Origin of the sequence: Microbacterium oleivorans (genome assembly GCF_023715745.1) — a bacterium.
In the GTDB taxonomy this organism is placed as follows: domain Bacteria; phylum Actinomycetota; class Actinomycetes; order Actinomycetales; family Microbacteriaceae; genus Microbacterium; species Microbacterium oleivorans_D.
Genome location: NZ_JAMBOV010000002.1, coordinates 607,070 through 622,880, shown reverse-complemented (window position 1 = coordinate 622,880; position 15,811 = coordinate 607,070). Strand labels below are relative to the sequence as shown.

The following is a 15,811-nucleotide window of genomic DNA, read 5'->3' as shown; positions in this document are numbered from 1 at the left end:
GAACTCAGCGACGGGCAGCCGAGGTCCGGGCCGCGTACACGCCGCCGGCGACGAGACCGGCGATGAGCGCGGCACCCCCGGCCATCAGCCAGCCGTTCGCGCCGTTCTCGGCGACCAGACCCGCGGAACCCGTGTTGACGCCGTCAGGACCGGAGTGCAGGCCGTCGACGGTCTGCGTGGCGAGGGCGAGGTTGCCGTCCTCCGCCGAGCCCCAGGCGTAGGCGATCGTCAGGACGCCCTCCTGGATCTCGACGTCGGCCGGACCGATCACGGGGTCGGTCGTGCCCTCGAGCGCGACGGCGGCGCTCACGGTCCCGGCCGGCAGATCGAGCGACTCTTCGTTGGGGTTGGTGAGGCCCGTGATGACCGCTTCGCCGCCGGCGAGGACGTCGACGGCGGGCGCTGCGGCCACGTGGCGGACGGTCAGCCGCCCTTCGCCGGCGGCCGTCTCGGAGGTGTCGTTGGTGAACAGGTTGGCGGTCGGGGTGCCCTCGGCGTCGAGGTGCGCGACCGCGGTGTAGTTCATGCCGGCCTCGAGCGCGAGATCGATGGGTCCGAGGACCGGATCGGAGTCGTCGGTGGCGTCAGCGGCGGTCAGGGCCACCGAGTACGTCCCGCCGGGCAGCTCGAGGGGACCGCCGAGGTCGCCGGGCTGGAAGTCGTCGATCGTCAGCTCACCGTCGACGTACACGTCGACAGGCGTGTCCGGGATCGCGTGCAGGACCGCCAGGTCGGCGGTGTCGGAGGTGGCAGCGGATGCCGGGGCGAATGCAGCGAATGCCACGGCGGCACCGAGGGCGACGCCCGCGGAGAGTGTCTTGCGCATGGGAACTCCTTCTGATCCGGCGCGAGGTGTTCGCGCTGTTGCAGAGGTATTCCGTGCGTCGTCCAGTTATGGATGCAGCTGGATGGAAAAAGTTCGCCGGATCTCTCCGGATCGACTCAGTCGTCGTCCTTGCGCTTGCGCCAGCGGATGCCGGCCGCGATGAACCCGTCGAGGTCGCCGTCGAAGACGACGGCAGGGTTGCCGACCTCATGCCCGGTGCGCAGGTCCTTCACGAGCTGCTGGCCGTACAGGAAGTAGGAGCGCATCTGGTCGCCCCAGCTCGCGGTGATCGTGCCGGCGAGTTCCTTCTTCTTCGCGGCCTCCTCCTCCTTCTGCAGGAGCATGAGGCGCGTCTGCAGGACGCGCATGGCGGCCGCGCGGTTCTGGATCTGGCTCTTCTCGTTCTGCATCGAGACGACGATGCCCGTCGGGATGTGCGTCAGGCGGACAGCCGAGTCGGTCGTGTTGACCGACTGGCCACCGGGACCGGACGACCGGAAGACGTCGACCCGGATGTCACCTTCGGGGATGTCGACCTCCTGGGCCTCCTCCATGACGGGGATGACTTCGACGGCCGCGAAGCTCGTCTGTCGCTTGTCGGCGGAGCCGAACGGGCTGATGCGTGCGAGGCGATGCGTGCCGGCTTCGACCGACAGCGTGCCGTAGGCGTAGGGGGCGTCGACCTCGAAGGTCGCGGACTTGATGCCCGCGCCTTCGGCGTAGGAGGTATCCATCACCTTGACGGGATACTTGTGGCGCTCGGCCCAGCGCAGGTACATGCGCATGAGCATCTCGGCGAAGTCGGTGGCGTCGTCCCCACCGGCACCGGAGCGGATCGTCACGACCGCTCCGCGGTCGTCGTACTCGCCGTCGAGGAGCGTCTGCACCTCGAGCTGGCTGATTACCTTCTCGAGGTCGGCGATCTCGCGACGCGCTTCCTCCGCGGAATCCTCGTCGTCCATCTCCTGGGCGAGCTCGACGAGCACCTCGAGGTCGTCGAGGCGCTGCTCGACCTCGGTGATGCGCTTGAGCTCGGACTGCCGGTGGCTGAGCGCGCTGGTGACCTTCTGCGCCTTCTCGACGTCGTCCCAGAGGTCGGGAGCACCCGCCTCGTCGGACAGGCGGGCGATCTCGGCGGAGAGTGCGTCGACATCGACGACCGCCTTGATCTCACCGAAGGTGGAACGGAGGGCCTGGATGTCCGCAGACGGATCGAATTCAAGCATGACACTCCAGAGTAACGTGGATGCCGATGACCGACCGCCCCGACTCCCCCAGCGCCCGAGAGGTGCTCTGGCGATTCGGACCCATGGTCTACGCGCCGACGGTGCTCTTCGCGATCGGCGAGGGCGCGGTGATCCCCCTCATCCCGATCCTCGCCGGTGGTCTCGGCGCTGATGTGGCCCTGTCCGCGCTGATCGCCTCTCTTCTCGTCGTCGGCCAGTTGGTGGGCAACCTTCCGGCCGGGTGGGCCGTCGCCCGCGTGGGCGAACGGGTGACGATGATCGCCGCCGGCGCGCTCGCGCTGGCGGTCTCCCTCGCCGCCGCTCTGGTGCCCGCGCTCCCCGTGTTCGCTGCTGCGGTCTTCCTCATCGGCTCGTGCGCGGCCGCGTTCGGTCTCGCACGCCATTCGTTCATGACCACGCGGGTGCCGGTCATGTTCCGGGCGCGGGCGCTGTCGCTCCTGGGCGGCACGTTCCGCCTCGGGATGTTCACCGGGCCGTTCATCGCCGCCGCGCTCATCGGCCTCTTCGGAGACGAGCGCGCCACGATCTGGTTCTTCGCGGCCTGCCTCGTCGCGCTCATCGCCTTGGTCACGTTCGGTCCTGACCCGGAGAAGCAGTTCGTCGCGGCGCCCCCGCGCAGCCACGATGCCGAGGATTCCGGTGAACCCGTCACGGGGTCCATTCCGGTGGCTGAGCGCGTCGGCGTCTTCCGCACCATGTGGCGGCATCGCCGGGTCCTGTCACGCGTCGGTCTCGCGGCGGCGTGCCTGTCGGCCGTGCGCTCCGCGCGACAGGTGGTGCTTCCCCTCTGGGGTGTCTCGATCGGCCTCGACGCCCAGTCGATCGCGCTCGTCGTCGGTGTCTCCGGCGCGATCGACTTCGCCCTCTTCTACGCGAGCGGTCAGGTCATGGACCGCTTCGGGCGCCTCTGGGCGGCCCTGCCCGCGATGATCCTGATGGGAAGCGGCTTCCTCGCGCTGTCGGTCACCCACGACGGAGCATCCGCCGAGATGTGGTTCGCACTGTTCGCGGCGGTCCTCGGCGTCGGCAACGGTCTTTCGAGCGGCATCCTCCTGACCATCGGCGCGGATCTGGCCCCGAAGGACGACCCCGCCCCCTTCCTCGGATCGTGGCGGACGTTGACGGATGCCGGCGGCGCCACGACCCCGCTGATCGTGACCGGCATCACGGCGATCTCGTCGCTGTCGTTCGCCGCCGGTGCGGTCGGCGTGATCGGCCTGCTGGGAGCCGTCGCCTTCGTGCGCTGGCTGCCGCGGTTCCTGCCGCATGTGAGCCGCTGACGGTCTCCCTTCGTTTCGTCAGTCGAGCGAGGTGCGGCTCGTGGCCGTCGCGTCGAGTGCGACACCAGCGGGGACGAAGACCGACGAGATCGGCGGATGCCACGTCGCCGAGACGGTCACGCGCGCCGAGACGCCGTCGGGTGTCACCGCCGAGACCAACCTCACCCCACCGTCCACCCCGATGAGCGCCTCCGCCTGCTCGCGGACTCCCGCATCGCTGAGCTGCGCCCACGGCTCACCGTCCCGCACCTCGAGAGTGAAACCGTCCGCGCCCGCCAGGGCCGCGGCATCCGCTGCCGCCTGCGTCCGCTTCTGCGCCAGGTAGAGACTCGTCGCGTCGACGCAGACGAAGACGAGGACCAGTGCGAGCAGTGCGTAGCCGATGGTCAGCAGAAGGACGCTGCCGTCGTCGTCGCGCGCCGTCATCCGTCCCTCCAGTACCGCGACACCTTCTGCACGGCGGAGGACTCGACACCGATGCGGGCCGCATCCTGGAGTCCCAGCACCGGCGGCACGAGAGGCAGGGGGACGGACGCCGCGACCGTCACCCGGACGGTCTCCCCTGGCCCGGGGCACGCCGCCGACTCCCCCACGCACGAGACGTCGACTTCGATCGTGTCGGGGTCGAGGTCGTACTCCCGAACGATCGAGTCGAGGACCGCTGCCGCGCGGGCGTCGGCATCCCGGGTGCCCTCCGCAAGCGACACGGCCCGCGCGACGTGTCGTGACGCCGACTCGACGCCGAGGGCATGCGACTGGATGGTCCCGAGCGCCACGATGAGGTACACGATGGGCACCAGGAGGACCACTCCGCCGACGATGAACTCGAGTGCGGCGGACCCGCGCTCGTCGTCGCGGAGGGCCTCACTCGAGAACCTCAGCCGCGGCATGGACCGTCACCTCCCATCCGTGCGGCACGCCGAGCAGTCCGATCAGCGGGAGCCGCGTCGTGAGCGTCACCGCGACCGTGTCGTAGCCCAGCGCGGTCGAGTCCGCGGCCGTCGCGGTCTCGACGAACCCATCCCCCACGGCCCGTTCGACGACCTCGCGGGCCCGCTGCGCGCCGGCCGCGATCTCGACGTCGGCGAGAGCCGCGTGGTACGCGCCCTCGACTGCGGCGTCATGGACGACATTGCGGACGTACACGGCCAGTCCGAGCTGCAGGACGCCGAGCGTCAGCACGGTCAACAGCACTCCCACGAGCACGAATTCGACCGGAGTCGATCCGCGTTCGTCAGACAGCAGCCGCCGCATTCGAGGCTCTCAGAAACTCGAGACCTGGTCGATCGCCTGCTCGAACAGCTGAGCCAGCGCGGGCCCCGCGAGGGCCCAGATCACGACGACGAGTCCGGCGGTCATCAACGTGATGAGCACCCAGCCGGGCACGTCGCCCCTCTCGTCGTCGCGGACGTCCGTGACGACGGCACCCCAGCCTGTGCGCAGTCGGGAGAGTGCGGAACGGATCATGGTGTTCTCCTTTCGAACATGAGTCAGCCGACCCCGAGCCGCAGCATGACGATGCCCGGGAAGACGGCGAAGAGGACGCTCATCGGCAGCAGGAGGAACACGATCGGGAACAGCATCGCGATCTCCTTCTTGCCGGCGCTCTCGATGAGGGAACGTTTGGCGTCCTCGCGCGCGTCGCCGGCCTGCGCCTGCAACACGCCTGCCAGCGGCGCGCCGCGGTCGATCGCCGCGACGAGGTGTTCCAGCGCCCGCGAGAGGGCGGGCACGTCGAGTCGTCGACCGAGATCGACGAGCGCGTCGGAGAGGTTCGAGCCGGTGCCGCTGTCCAGGACCGCTCGACGGATCTCGATCGTCAGTTCCCCCGAGCCGAGCTCCCCCACCCGCCGCAGGGCATCACGGAGCCCTTCGCCTGCGGCCAGGCAGAGCGCGAGGAACTCCAGCAGCGTCGGCAGTTCCTCTTCGACACGGGCTCGACGTCTGCGTCCCGCCGACGTCAGCCGCAGATCCAGGACAGCGGCGGCCGCGACCGCCGCTGCCGGCGGGAGCACGACGGCGCCCGGGCTCATGCGACCGATCAGCGCCAACGCCACGAGCACGATCCCGCCGGCGAGGGACCCCAGCACGACCCAGGTGAGCTGGCGAGCGCGGAAAGCCGCGGCATCCTGCGTCCATCCAGCCTGGCGCAGACGCTGTTCCAGTCGGGCCGCGCCGCCCAGTGCGGCCATCAGACGGTCGCGTCGCGTCCGCCATTCCGATCCGGCCGCATCCAGGGGTGTGAGACCACGCGGATCTGCGATGTCCCGAAGGTACGGCGCGATGCGCCGCGACAGCGTCGGGGCGGCCAAGCGGGGCACCCGCGTGGCGACGAGCACGATGCCCGCGGCGAAAGCGGTGCCGAGCACGATGGCGATCGCCACCTCCGTGAGCCCGCTCATGCGAACCACCGCCGCGGCTCCGGCAGCCGGCCGATGCCGAGCATGAGCCGGAAGGCGACGACCGACACCGCAGCCCCCAGCAGGATCACGGCAACCCCGTCGGGGCTGCTGTAGGCCGCCGCACCCTCGGGGCGGAGAGCGAGCAGTCCGAGGATCACCCAGGGCGCGACCACTCCGAGCACAGCGGCGCCGCGGATCCACGACTGACGCGCTTCGATCTCGGCGCGAAGTGCCGCCTCCGCCCGGACGGATGCGGACAACGCACGGAGCACGCTGGTGAGTTCGGTACCACCCACCTGTCGTGCCATGCGGAGAGCCTCGAGGATGCGGTCAGCCACGGGATCTGCGAGCCGGGCTTTCAGGCGCAGTGCGCTCGAGTCGAAGTGTCCTGACGCCGAGACGTCGGAGGCGAAGGCGGCGAAGGCCGGACGGAGGGGCGGCGGACCGACCTCCCCGAGCGCCGAGACCGCATCGGGCAGCGACATCCCGGATCGCACGGATGCGACCAGCAGATCGCACACGTCGGGCCAGAGTTGTCGACGGCTCTTCTGGCGGCGGCGGGCTCGGCCGCGCAGCCATGCTGCCGGTGCGAAGGATCCCGCAGCTGTGGCGACCGCAGCGAACGCGGGCAGTGCCGTGACGAGCCACACGACCGCGCCCGACAGGGCTCCCGCAGCGCACGAGGTCGCGACGAGGTGACCGGGTGTGGCGTGCCCGAATCCGGCGTTCTGGAGCAGCCGAGCGGATGCGCCGTCCCGTCGTCCGGGCGCGGGGGTTGCGGAGCGCGGTGGCCAGAGCCACGGCGCCAGAGCGAGCAGGATCCCGGCGGCCAGGGTGATGCCGAGGAGCGTGGTCATCCGTCGTCACCGCCGAACAACGACCGGGTCTCGACGACGCCGTCGACGACCCGACCTGTCGGAGCGGCGATCTCGACGACCGCGCGGCGACCGTCAGCATCCCGTCGACAGTGGACGACGAGTCCGACGGACGCGGCGATCGCCGGGAGGAGGAAGTCCCGGTCGATGTTTCGCCCGGCCAGGAGGGGCAGCGAGCCGAGCTTGCGGAGCGCGTCCCTCGCGGAGTTGGCGTGGATCGTCGCGGCCCCGGGCACGCCGGTGTTGAGGGCGAGGAGCAGATCGAGCGCCTCGGCGTCGCGCACCTCGCCCACGACGAGCCGGTCGGGCCGCATGCGCAGCGCTTCTTTCACGAGGCGGCGCAGGGACACCTCACCGGTTCCCTCGAGGCTGGGCTGGCGGCCCTGCAGCGCCACGAGATCGGGCGCCTGCGCGTTCAGCTCGAACGTCTCCTCGACCGTCACGATCCGGTGATGCCCGGGCGCCGCGGCGATGAGCGCACCGAGGAGGGTGGTCTTGCCGGCGTGGGTGGCACCCGAGACGATCACACTCGTGCCGTCGCGCATCGCCTCCCGCAGGATCGTTGCTGCTTCCGCACGGACCGAACCGGCGGCGACGAGGTCGTCGAGGGTGCGGAAGCGGGCGAGGAACTTCCGGATGTTGACCGCCCAGTGGCGGCGCGTGATGTCCGGGATGACGACGTGAAGCCGTGAGCCGTCCGGCAGGGATGCGTCGACGAAGGGCTGACTCAGATCCACGCGTCGGCCGGTGGCGTGCAGCATCCGCTCGACGAGGTCGCGCACGGCCGCGTCGGTCAGGACGATCGGCGCGCGCTCGCTGCGGCCTTCTCGAGCGATGTAGACCCTGTCGGGGGCGTTGACCCAGATCTCCTCGACCTCGGGGTCATCCAGCAGCGCTTGCAGCGGCCCGTACCCCGCGACAGTGGAGAGGATGTCGCGGACGGACGCCGCTTCGTCTTCGATGACGTCGACGCCACGAGCGAGCGCGAAATCGTTGTGCCTGCGCACCTCGGCTCGGGCGATGAACGCCGCGCGGTCCGGGTCGCGGGAGGGATCGACCTGTTCGCTTCGCAACCGCTCGCGCACCCGCTCGGCGACCGTGGACTGCCCACGGGGCGAAGTCGTGGAGGACGCGACGCTCATGGCCTGGGATCCTCGCAACCCCGCCCGGAGCCGCGCGGGAGTTATCCACACGCCACGATTCCTGCGTGGAGCGGCGGCACCCCCCACGCGAGCGAAGGGATCCTCCATCACTTCGCCCAGGGTCCGCACGTGGACGCCGACTTCCGGGCGCCCCTGCTGGACGACCCCGCGCTGATCCGACCGCCGCCAGGAGTCGGGATATCCCTCTCAGGTGTCTCCCACCGCGCGCCCTAGACTGAACGGACCAGCGGGAGTGGTGAAATCGGCAGACACGCAGGATTTAGGTTCCTGTGCCTTCGGGCGTGGGGGTTCAAGTCCCCCCTTCCGCACGAGGCACCGGCGTGCCTCACACCTTGCGCCCACCCGTCGACGGATTCCCCGTCGCGACTCGAAGGACCTCCGTGCACCCCTTCGCACTGCTCCCGTGGCTGGACCCCGAGACCATCATCAACGCGGCCGGCCCGTGGGCCCTCGTGGTCGTCTGTTTCATCGTCTTCGCCGAGACCGGCCTGCTCGTCGGCTTCCTCCTGCCGGGCGACACGCTGCTGATCATGGCTGGACTCCTGTCGAATCCGGTGACGCATGCGCCCAACGGCGTCTTCGGCATCAACGTCTGGGTGGTCGGTCTGCTGATCGGTCTGGCGGCGTTCCTCGGCGGTGAGGTCGGCTACCTGATCGGCCGCAAGGGCGGACCTGCCGTGTTCGAACGCAAGGAATCCGGCCTCTTCAGTCGCAGCAACGTCGAGCGGACGAACGCGTTCTTCGAACGGTACGGCGGCGTGACCGTCATCCTCGCGCGCTTCGTGCCGATCGTGCGCACCTTCGCTCCCGTCGCCGCCGGCGTCGGCAAGATGGCGTGGCACAAGTACTCCCTGTACAACCTCATCGGTGCCGTCATCTGGGGCTTCGGCCTCACCGTGGTCGGCTACCTCGTCAGCCTCATCCCGGGAGTCGGCGAGTTCGTCGCGGAGTACATCGACGTCATCCTCCTCGTCGCCGTCGCCGGCACGATCGTCTTCATCGTCTGGCACTACTTCGCTGAGAAGCGCAAGGTCAAGCGCGAGATGGCTGCCGGCTCCGACGGGGTCACCGACGAGGCCGAGGCGCAGCAGCTCGTGCTCGAGCCCGAGGCGTTCGACGAGCGTCCCGACGGCGAGACCCGGCGCCCCTGATCAGGACGCCTTCTTCTTCGCGGGCTTCTTCTTCGCCGCCGCCGGCTTCTCGTCGGCGGCGGCATCCTTCTTCCCGGAACCCGAACCCGCTCGGGCGGCGCGACTCTTCTCGACGCTCGCCCGCAACGCCTCCATCAGGTCGATGACCTCGCCACCGGAGGCATCCGTCTTCTCGCCGAAGGTCTCCGCCGTGTCGAAGGCGTCGCCCTTCTCGAGCTTCGCCTCGATGAGGGTGCGCAGCTCCTGCTGGTATTCGTCGGTGAACTCGGTCGGATCGAAGTCGCTCGAGAAGCTGTCGACGAGGGAAGCCGAGAGCTCCAGCTCCTTGCCCGAGATCTTCACCGGCTCGTCCAGCACCGGGAACGACGCCTCCCGCACCTCGTCCGCCCACAGCAGCGTCTGCAGCACGAGGACGTCGCCCCGCACGCGGAGGGCGGCCAGACGCGTCTTCTGCCGGAGCGCGAAGCGGACGATCGCGGTGCGATCGGTCTGCTCGAGCGTCTGGCGCAGCAGGACGTAGGCCTTCGGGCTCTTCGAGTCCGGTTCGAGGTAATACGCCTTGTCGAGCGTCAGCAGGTCGATCTGCTCGGTCGGCACGAACTCGACCACCTCGATCTCCCTGCTGCGTTCACTCGGCAGCGCCGCGAAGTCGTCCGAGGTCAACACCACGGTGCGTTCGCCGTCGTCGTACGCCTTGTCGATGTCGGCGTACGGAACGACCTCCCCGTCGATCTCGCAGATGCGTTGATAACGGATGCGGCCGCCGTCGGCCGCATGCACCTGATGCAGGGACACGTCGTGGTCCTCCGTCGCGGAGTACACCTTGACGGGGACGTTGACCAGGCCGAAAGTCAGGGCGCCTTTCCAGATCGCTCGCATCACACCAGTAGACACCCGTCACAGCCGGTTCCGACAGGGCTTGCGCACTACTCTGGGCCCATGCCAGCCGCACCGCAGGAGGTCGTCGTCGACGGACGGCGTCTGCGGCTGACGAATCTCGACAAGGTCATGTACCCCGAGACGGGGACCACCAAGGGCGAGGTCATCGACTACCTCACCCGGATCGCGCCGGCGATGCTGCCTCACCTCGCCGATCGGCCCGTCACCCGCATCCGCTGGCCCGACGGGACCAGCGAGGGCTCGTTCTTCGCGAAGCACCTCGAGGCGGGTGCGCCGTCGTGGGTGCGCCGCCTCCCGATCGAGCACTCGACAGGCGCCAAGGACTACCCGCTCGTCGACGGGATACCGACCCTCGTCTATCTCGCGCAGGTGGCCTCGATCGAGCTGCACGTCCCGCAATGGCGGTTCGACGCGACCGGCGAGCGGAGGAATCCCGACCGCCTCGTGCTCGACCTCGACCCGGGCTCCGGCGCAGGGCTCGCCGAGTGCGCAGAGGTCGCGCGCTGGGCGCGCACCATCCTCACCGACCTGGGGATGGACCCGTTGCCCGTCACCAGCGGCAGCAAAGGCATCCACCTCTACGCGCCCCTCGACGGATCCCGCACGAGCGACGAGATCAGCGCCTTCGCCAAGGAGCTCGCACGCCTGCTCGAAGCCGACCACCCCGACCTCGTCGTCAGCCAGATGTCGAAGGCGGCGCGGCCGGGCAAGGTGTTCCTCGACTGGAGCCAGAACAACGGCAAGAAGACGACGATCGCGCCCTACTCGCTCCGCGGCCGGGAACGACCGACCGTCGCGGCGCCCCGCAGCTGGGACGAGCTCGACGACCCCGACCTGCGCCATCTGCTGTTCGCCGAGGTCCTCGACCGGGTCGCGGACCTCGGCGACCTGTTCGCGCCGCTCGCGCCGACCGACGCGGGGCCTCTCGCCTCGTACATCGCGAAACGCTCCGCGGCGAAGACGCCCGAACCCGTGCCGGACTCCCCCGCCGGTGCGCCGTCCGTCGGCACCGCCCGCTTCGTCATCCAGGAGCACCACGCCCGCCGCCTGCACTACGACCTGCGCCTCGAACGCGACGGCGTGCTCGTCAGCTGGGCGGTGCCGCGCGGCATCCCGGACTCCCCCTCGACCAACCATCTGGCCGTCATGACCGAGCCGCACCCCATGGAGTACCTGGACTTCGCCGGCGAGATCCCCGCCGGTGAGTACGGTGCCGGATCGATGTCGATCTGGGACACCGGCACCTTCGATCTCGAGAAGTGGCGCGACGACGAGGTGATCTTCACCGCGAGGGGGCGCGACGACGGCCCGCTCGGTTCCGTGCGCCTTGCCCTCATCCGTACGAGCGGCGAGGGAGAGAAGTCCCAGTGGCTCCTCCACCGGATGAAGACGGATGCTGCACCCGCCGCATCCGCTCGGCGAACGCCCGCGCCGACGCCGACCGCCTCGACGCCGCCCGCCCCGGCGCCGATGCTCGCGACGTCATCCACCCCTCCCCTGGCGCGCCGCGCGGCGGAGCGCTGGGGGGCCTGGGTCGAATTCAAATGGGACGGCGTGCGCGCCCTCGGGCTCTGGGACGGTCAGCAGCTGCGACTGCGGGCGCGCAGCGGCACCGACATCACGGCGCGCTACCCCGAGTTGACCGCCGCGCCGGGGTTGGGCCCCGCACCGTGCGTGGTGGACGGCGAGATCGTCGCGCTCGACGAGCGCGGGCGTCCCAGCTTCTCGCTGCTGCAGCACCGCATGCATCTGACGAAGGCGGCCGAGATCGAGCGTGAATCGCGGCGGATCCCGGTGCAGTTCATGCTGTTCGATCTTCTCGAGATCGACGGGACGGATGCCGCGCCACTGCCGCTCGCACAGCGGCGGGAACTCCTCGAACAGCTCGCTGCCGGCGTGAACGAGCCGATCGTCCTGCCGCCCGTCGCGGACGACGTCGACGACGCCCTCGCCACGGCCCGTGGCCTCGACCTGGAAGGGATCGTCGTCAAGGACCCCTCGTCGAGCTACCGACGGGGACAGCGCAGCGAGCAGTGGCTGAAAGTGAAGCTCACCCTGATGCAGGAGGTGGTGATCGGCGGCATCCGTCCAGGGAAAGGCGGACGAACGGGCGAGATCGGATCGCTGCTCATGGGCATCCCGACTCCGGACGGTCTCCACTACGTCGGCCGCGTCGGCTCCGGATTCGGCGACGCGACCCTGGCCCGATTGGACGCGGCTCTCACCCCGCTGCGGACCGATGAGAACCCGTTCGTCGACGTCGGCCGGGCCGAGGCATCCGATGCGCTCTGGGTACGCCCGGAGGTCGTCGGCGAGGTCGAGTACGCCGAGGCGACGCCGAACGGCACACTCCGGCACGCGCGCTGGCGGGGGCTGCGGCCCGACAAGACGCCGGACGACGTTCGTATGGAGAACTGACCGGGTTTCAGCGGTTCTGGATGAGGGTGAGCTGCGTTCCGTCGGGGTCGACGAGGAACGCGACGCTCCCTCCCCAGGGCTCGATCCGCGGCGGATGACGGCGGGGGAAGCCGGTCGTCGTCTCCGGCACACCCGCCTCTACGAGTCGCTCGTACCATTCGTCGAGCTCGTCGACCCGGAGGCAGCACATGAACGAGCTCGAGAGCGGGTCGACGTCGGGCGCTGGGAAGAACTCGAGCTGCACACCGTCGCGACGGAGGATGAGCCATCCCTCGTCGCGGTACGCGGCGGCGAATCCCAGGCGACCGTAGAACGACAAGGTGGAGTCGAAGTCCCGCGATGGCAGATTCGGGGTCGCCAGATCAGTCATGCGTGGGTCCTCCCGGTTCAGGCGTGGGCGTCGTGTTCGACGTGACCGGCGGGCTCGAGCTGGAAGGTCGAATGCTCGACGTCGAAGTGCCGGGACAGGCACGACTGCAGACGGGACAGCAGCGCGCCCGCGCGATCGTCGGCGAAGTGGTCCGGCGCGACCACGACGTGTGCGGTGAACACCGGCGCACCGCGCGTCAGCTGCCACACGTGGACGTCGTGCACATCGACGACGCCCTCCGTCCCGAGGATGTGATCGCGGATGTCGGCGACCTTCGTCCCCGCGGGCGCTCGTTCGCCCAACACGGCGAACACCTCGCGCAGCAGGCTGACGGCTCGGGGCACGATGAGCGCGGCGATGAGGAGGGATGCCACGGCGTCCGCCGGCATCCAGCCCGTGAGCCAGATGACCCCCGCCGCGATGATCACGACCACGGAGCCGAGGAGGTCCCCCAGGACCTCGAGGTAGGCGCCGCGCACGTTGATGCTCGTGCGCTGGGCGGCGCTCAGCACGTAGAGCGAGACACCATTCGCGATCAGGCCGATCACGGCGACGACGAGCATCGGCAGACCCTGGACCTCGGCGTCCGCCGGGTCCATGAGCCGTCCGACCGCCTCGACCGCGATCCATGCGCCGAGGACGATGAGGATGACGGCGTTGAGGAACGCTCCGAACACCTCGGCACGCTGGTAGCCGTACGTCTGGCGTTCGTCGGCGGGTCGCGCGGCGACGGATGCCGCGATGAGAGCGATCACGAGGCCGGAGCTGTCGGTGAACATGTGCCCGGCGTCCGCCAGCAGCGCGAGCGATCCCGTGAGGATCGCCCCCGCGAGCTGGATCACGAGGACGGTCGCGGTGATGCCGAACGAGACGGCGAGCAGCCGACGGGGATGGCCTCCCCGGATGCCGCTCGGCGCGTGATCGTGCATACCTCGAGGGTAGGACGCGGCCGACGCCGTCACGGCGATGCCGAGCAACTCGGGAATGAATCCGATTCTCAGGCTCAGCGCAACGCCGGTGGCCTCCTAGAGGGCGGCGAGCAGAGGGCCCAGCGCCTCGAACGCGCGGGCGCGATGCGACGTCGCGTTCTTCTCGGCGGCCGTCAGCTGCGCAGCTGTGCGCCCCTGCGCGTCGTCGGGCAGGAACACGGGGTCGTACCCGAATCCGTTCTCTCCCGCGGGAGCCTGGGCGAGACGGCCCGGCCAGACGCCCTCGACGACGTGCTCGTCACCGCCCGGTACGACGAGGGCGATCGTCGAGACGAACTGCGCCGTGCGATGCGGGTCCGCGATGTCGGAGAGCTGGTCGAGGAGCAGCTCGTAGTTCGCGACGCCGTCCTTGCGATGCCCCGCCCAATAGGCCGAGAACACACCGGGCGAGCCGCCGAGCACGTCGACGCTGATGCCGGAGTCATCCGCCATGGCAGGCAGGCCGGTGTGGGCGGCGGCAGCGCGCGCCTTGATCAGCGCGTTCTGCGCGAAGGTCACCCCGTCCTCGACGGGCTCCGGTCCGTCGTACCCGACGACCTCGAGGTCAGGCCGCGTCGCCGCGACGATGGCGCCGAACTCCTCGACCTTGTGCGCGTTGTGCGTCGCCAGGACGATGCGGCTCACGCACGCTCCTCCGCCAGCGCGGCGAGCTGGATGTCGCGCAGGTCGCCGCATCCGTTCACTCCGAGCTCGAGCAGCGCGTCGAGTTCGCGCTTGTCGAACGGCGCGCCCTCCGCCGTGCCCTGCACCTCCACGAACAGACCGCGCCCGGTGACGACGACGTTCATGTCGGTTTCGGCACGCACGTCCTCGACGTACGCGAGATCGAGCATGGGCTCCCCGTCGATGATTCCGACCGAGACCGCCGAGACCGAGTCGAGCAGCGCCTTGGCGTTCTTGCCGACGAAGCCCTTCGCCCGACCCCACTCGATCGCGTCGGCGAGGGCGACGTAGGCACCCGTGATCGCCGCCGTGCGGGTGCCGCCGTCGGCCTGGAGGACGTCGCAGTCGATGACGATCGTGTTCTCGCCCAGCGCCTTCGTGTCGACGACGGCGCGGAGCGCACGACCGATGAGGCGGGAGATCTCGTGGGTGCGACCACCCACCTTCCCCTTGATCGACTCGCGGTCGTTGCGGGAGTTCGTCGCTCGGGGGAGCATCGCGTACTCGGCGGTGACCCACCCCTTGCCCTTGCCGGTCAGCCAGCGCGGCACGCCGTTGGTGAAGGATGCCGTGCACAGCACCTTCGTCCCGCCGAAGGAGACGAGGGCGGATCCTTCGGCGTGCGCGCTCCATCCGCGCTCGATGGTGACGGGGCGCAGCTGGTCGACGGCGCGGCCGTCCGCTCGTGTCGTCTCGGTCATGAGGTCTCCTTGGGTAGGTCGATGGCGCCGGTCTGGACGAGACGCACGGTGCTGACACCGCGTCCCATCAACCGGTCGGCGAGGCGGAGGAAGTCCTCTGCGGAGTCCCCCGTCGCTTCGTACACGTGTGTGGGTTCGGCGTCCGCCCCTGCCAGCAGGTCGCGCGAGACGAGCTGACGGTAGACGTCCTTGGCGGTCTCGGTGTCGCTCGAGACGAGCGACACGTCGGGGCCCATCACGTAACTGATGGCACCCTCGAGGAACGGATAGTGGGTGCAGCCGAGCACCAGGGTGTCCACCCCGGCGTGACGCAGCGGCGCGAGATACTCCTCGGCGACGCGCAGCACGTCCGGCGTGTCGGTGATGCCCGCCTCCACGAAGTCCACGAAACGCGGGCACGCCTGCGCGAAGACACTCAGCCGCTCATTGACGCCGAGCATGTCCTGGTAGACACCCGAACCGATCGTCCCCGCCGTGCCGATGACCCCGATCCGACCGTTGCGCGTCGTCGAGATGGCGGTGCGGACGGCGGGACCGATGACCTCGACGACCGGGACGTCGTAGCGCTCGCGGGCATCGCGCAACAACGCCGCCGACGCGGTGTTGCAGGCGATCACGAGCATCTTGACGCCCTCTGCGACCAGAGCGTCGAGCACCTCCAGGCCGTAGCGTCGCACGTCGGCGATCGGTTTCGGCCCGTAGGGAGAGTGTGCGGTGTCGCCGATGTAGAGGACCGACTCCCTCGGCAGCAGCTGCGAGACGGACCGGGCGACGGTGAGACCGCCCACTCCGGAGTCGAAGATCCCGATCGGTGCGTCCGTCACGA

Annotated in this window: 18 protein-coding genes and 1 tRNA gene; 4 read left to right on the top strand and 15 right to left on the bottom strand. The window is 69.8% G+C overall.

What is annotated here, in order from left to right; translation table 11 throughout:
• Nucleotides 1-4 precede the first annotated feature (4 nt).
• Nucleotides 5-826 carry a DUF4397 domain-containing protein gene (locus tag M3190_RS07760; protein ID WP_251580380.1) on the bottom strand — a complete coding sequence of 274 codons (822 nt, stop codon included), beginning with the start codon at nucleotides 824-826 and terminating at the stop codon, nucleotides 5-7.
• A 116-nt stretch (nucleotides 827-942) separates the two neighbouring features.
• A complete protein-coding gene (prfB, locus tag M3190_RS07755; RefSeq protein WP_251580379.1) occupies nucleotides 943-2,052 on the bottom strand; it encodes a peptide chain release factor 2 in 1,110 nt (369 codons plus the stop codon).
• 26 nt (nucleotides 2,053-2,078) lie between these two features.
• Between prfB and M3190_RS07750 the strand changes: the two genes are divergently transcribed.
• Nucleotides 2,079-3,353, top strand: coding sequence for an MFS transporter (locus M3190_RS07750; protein ID WP_251580378.1), 1,275 nt, complete (start codon nucleotides 2,079-2,081; stop codon nucleotides 3,351-3,353).
• 18 nt (nucleotides 3,354-3,371) lie between these two features.
• On the opposite strand, the gene M3190_RS07745 is transcribed toward M3190_RS07750, so the two are convergent.
• Genes M3190_RS07745 through M3190_RS07715 form a run of 7 tightly spaced genes read right to left on the bottom strand, consistent with a single transcriptional unit; the run spans nucleotide 3,372 to nucleotide 7,772 of the window.
• Nucleotides 3,372-3,779 (bottom strand): pilus assembly protein TadG-related protein, encoded by a 408-nt coding sequence (locus tag M3190_RS07745; protein WP_251580377.1) that lies wholly within the window; start codon nucleotides 3,777-3,779, stop codon nucleotides 3,372-3,374.
• The gene (locus tag M3190_RS07740; RefSeq protein WP_251580376.1) at nucleotides 3,776-4,243 is read right to left on the bottom strand and encodes a TadE/TadG family type IV pilus assembly protein; all 468 of its coding nucleotides are present in this window, start codon (nucleotides 4,241-4,243) and stop codon (nucleotides 3,776-3,778) included. The genes M3190_RS07745 and M3190_RS07740 overlap by 4 nt, the downstream gene beginning before the upstream one ends.
• Nucleotides 4,218-4,607 carry a TadE/TadG family type IV pilus assembly protein gene (locus M3190_RS07735; RefSeq protein WP_251580375.1) on the bottom strand — a complete coding sequence of 130 codons (390 nt, stop codon included), beginning with the start codon at nucleotides 4,605-4,607 and terminating at the stop codon, nucleotides 4,218-4,220. Before M3190_RS07735 ends, M3190_RS07740 begins: the two co-directional genes overlap by 26 nt.
• Nucleotides 4,608-4,616: 9 nt before the next feature.
• On the bottom strand, nucleotides 4,617-4,820 hold the full coding sequence (locus M3190_RS07730) for a hypothetical protein (protein ID WP_251580374.1): 204 nt from the start codon (nucleotides 4,818-4,820) through the stop codon (nucleotides 4,617-4,619).
• Between the two features lie 23 nt (nucleotides 4,821-4,843).
• Nucleotides 4,844-5,755: a type II secretion system F family protein gene (locus tag M3190_RS07725; protein ID WP_251580373.1), complete on the bottom strand. Its 912-nt coding sequence runs from the start codon at nucleotides 5,753-5,755 to the stop codon at nucleotides 4,844-4,846.
• Nucleotides 5,752-6,612, bottom strand: coding sequence for a type II secretion system F family protein (locus M3190_RS07720; RefSeq protein WP_251580372.1), 861 nt, complete (start codon nucleotides 6,610-6,612; stop codon nucleotides 5,752-5,754). Before M3190_RS07720 ends, M3190_RS07725 begins: the two co-directional genes overlap by 4 nt.
• On the bottom strand, nucleotides 6,609-7,772 hold the full coding sequence (locus M3190_RS07715) for a CpaF family protein (RefSeq protein WP_251580371.1): 1,164 nt from the start codon (nucleotides 7,770-7,772) through the stop codon (nucleotides 6,609-6,611). Before M3190_RS07715 ends, M3190_RS07720 begins: the two co-directional genes overlap by 4 nt.
• Nucleotides 7,773-8,019: 247 nt before the next feature.
• On the opposite strand from M3190_RS07715, the gene M3190_RS07710 reads away from it, so the two are divergent.
• Both M3190_RS07710 and M3190_RS07705 read left to right on the top strand, forming a co-directional pair.
• A tRNA-Leu gene (locus M3190_RS07710) sits at nucleotides 8,020-8,101 on the top strand.
• A gap of 72 nt (nucleotides 8,102-8,173) precedes the next feature.
• Nucleotides 8,174-8,944 (top strand): DedA family protein, encoded by a 771-nt coding sequence (locus tag M3190_RS07705; RefSeq protein ID WP_251580370.1) that lies wholly within the window; start codon nucleotides 8,174-8,176, stop codon nucleotides 8,942-8,944.
• On the opposite strand, the gene ku is transcribed toward M3190_RS07705, so the two are convergent.
• Nucleotides 8,945-9,823, bottom strand: a complete 879-nt coding sequence (ku, locus tag M3190_RS07700) for a non-homologous end joining protein Ku (protein ID WP_251580369.1) — start codon at nucleotides 9,821-9,823, stop codon at nucleotides 8,945-8,947.
• A 60-nt stretch (nucleotides 9,824-9,883) separates the two neighbouring features.
• Here ku and M3190_RS07695 point away from each other — a divergent pair, with 60 nt between their 5' ends.
• Nucleotides 9,884-12,262 (top strand): ATP-dependent DNA ligase, encoded by a 2,379-nt coding sequence (locus M3190_RS07695; RefSeq protein ID WP_251580368.1) that lies wholly within the window; start codon nucleotides 9,884-9,886, stop codon nucleotides 12,260-12,262.
• Between the two features lie 7 nt (nucleotides 12,263-12,269).
• Here M3190_RS07695 and M3190_RS07690 read toward each other — a convergent pair whose 3' ends face one another.
• From M3190_RS07690 to murI, 5 genes are all read right to left on the bottom strand, one after another.
• Complete coding sequence (locus M3190_RS07690) at nucleotides 12,270-12,632, bottom strand: bleomycin resistance protein (protein WP_251580367.1); 363 nt, start codon at nucleotides 12,630-12,632, stop codon at nucleotides 12,270-12,272.
• A 17-nt stretch (nucleotides 12,633-12,649) separates the two neighbouring features.
• Nucleotides 12,650-13,561: a cation diffusion facilitator family transporter gene (locus M3190_RS07685; protein WP_251580366.1), complete on the bottom strand. Its 912-nt coding sequence runs from the start codon at nucleotides 13,559-13,561 to the stop codon at nucleotides 12,650-12,652.
• Nucleotides 13,562-13,657: 96 nt separating this feature from the next.
• Entirely contained in the window at nucleotides 13,658-14,296 is a 639-nt protein-coding gene (rdgB, locus tag M3190_RS07680) for an RdgB/HAM1 family non-canonical purine NTP pyrophosphatase (protein ID WP_251580365.1), read from the bottom strand.
• Complete coding sequence (gene rph, locus M3190_RS07675; RefSeq protein WP_251580364.1) at nucleotides 14,242-14,985, bottom strand: ribonuclease PH; 744 nt, start codon at nucleotides 14,983-14,985, stop codon at nucleotides 14,242-14,244. Before rph ends, rdgB begins: the two co-directional genes overlap by 55 nt.
• The gene (gene murI / locus M3190_RS07670; protein WP_251580363.1) at nucleotides 14,982-15,809 is read right to left on the bottom strand and encodes a glutamate racemase; all 828 of its coding nucleotides are present in this window, start codon (nucleotides 15,807-15,809) and stop codon (nucleotides 14,982-14,984) included. The genes rph and murI overlap by 4 nt, the downstream gene beginning before the upstream one ends.
• Nucleotides 15,810-15,811: the final 2 nt, after the last annotated feature.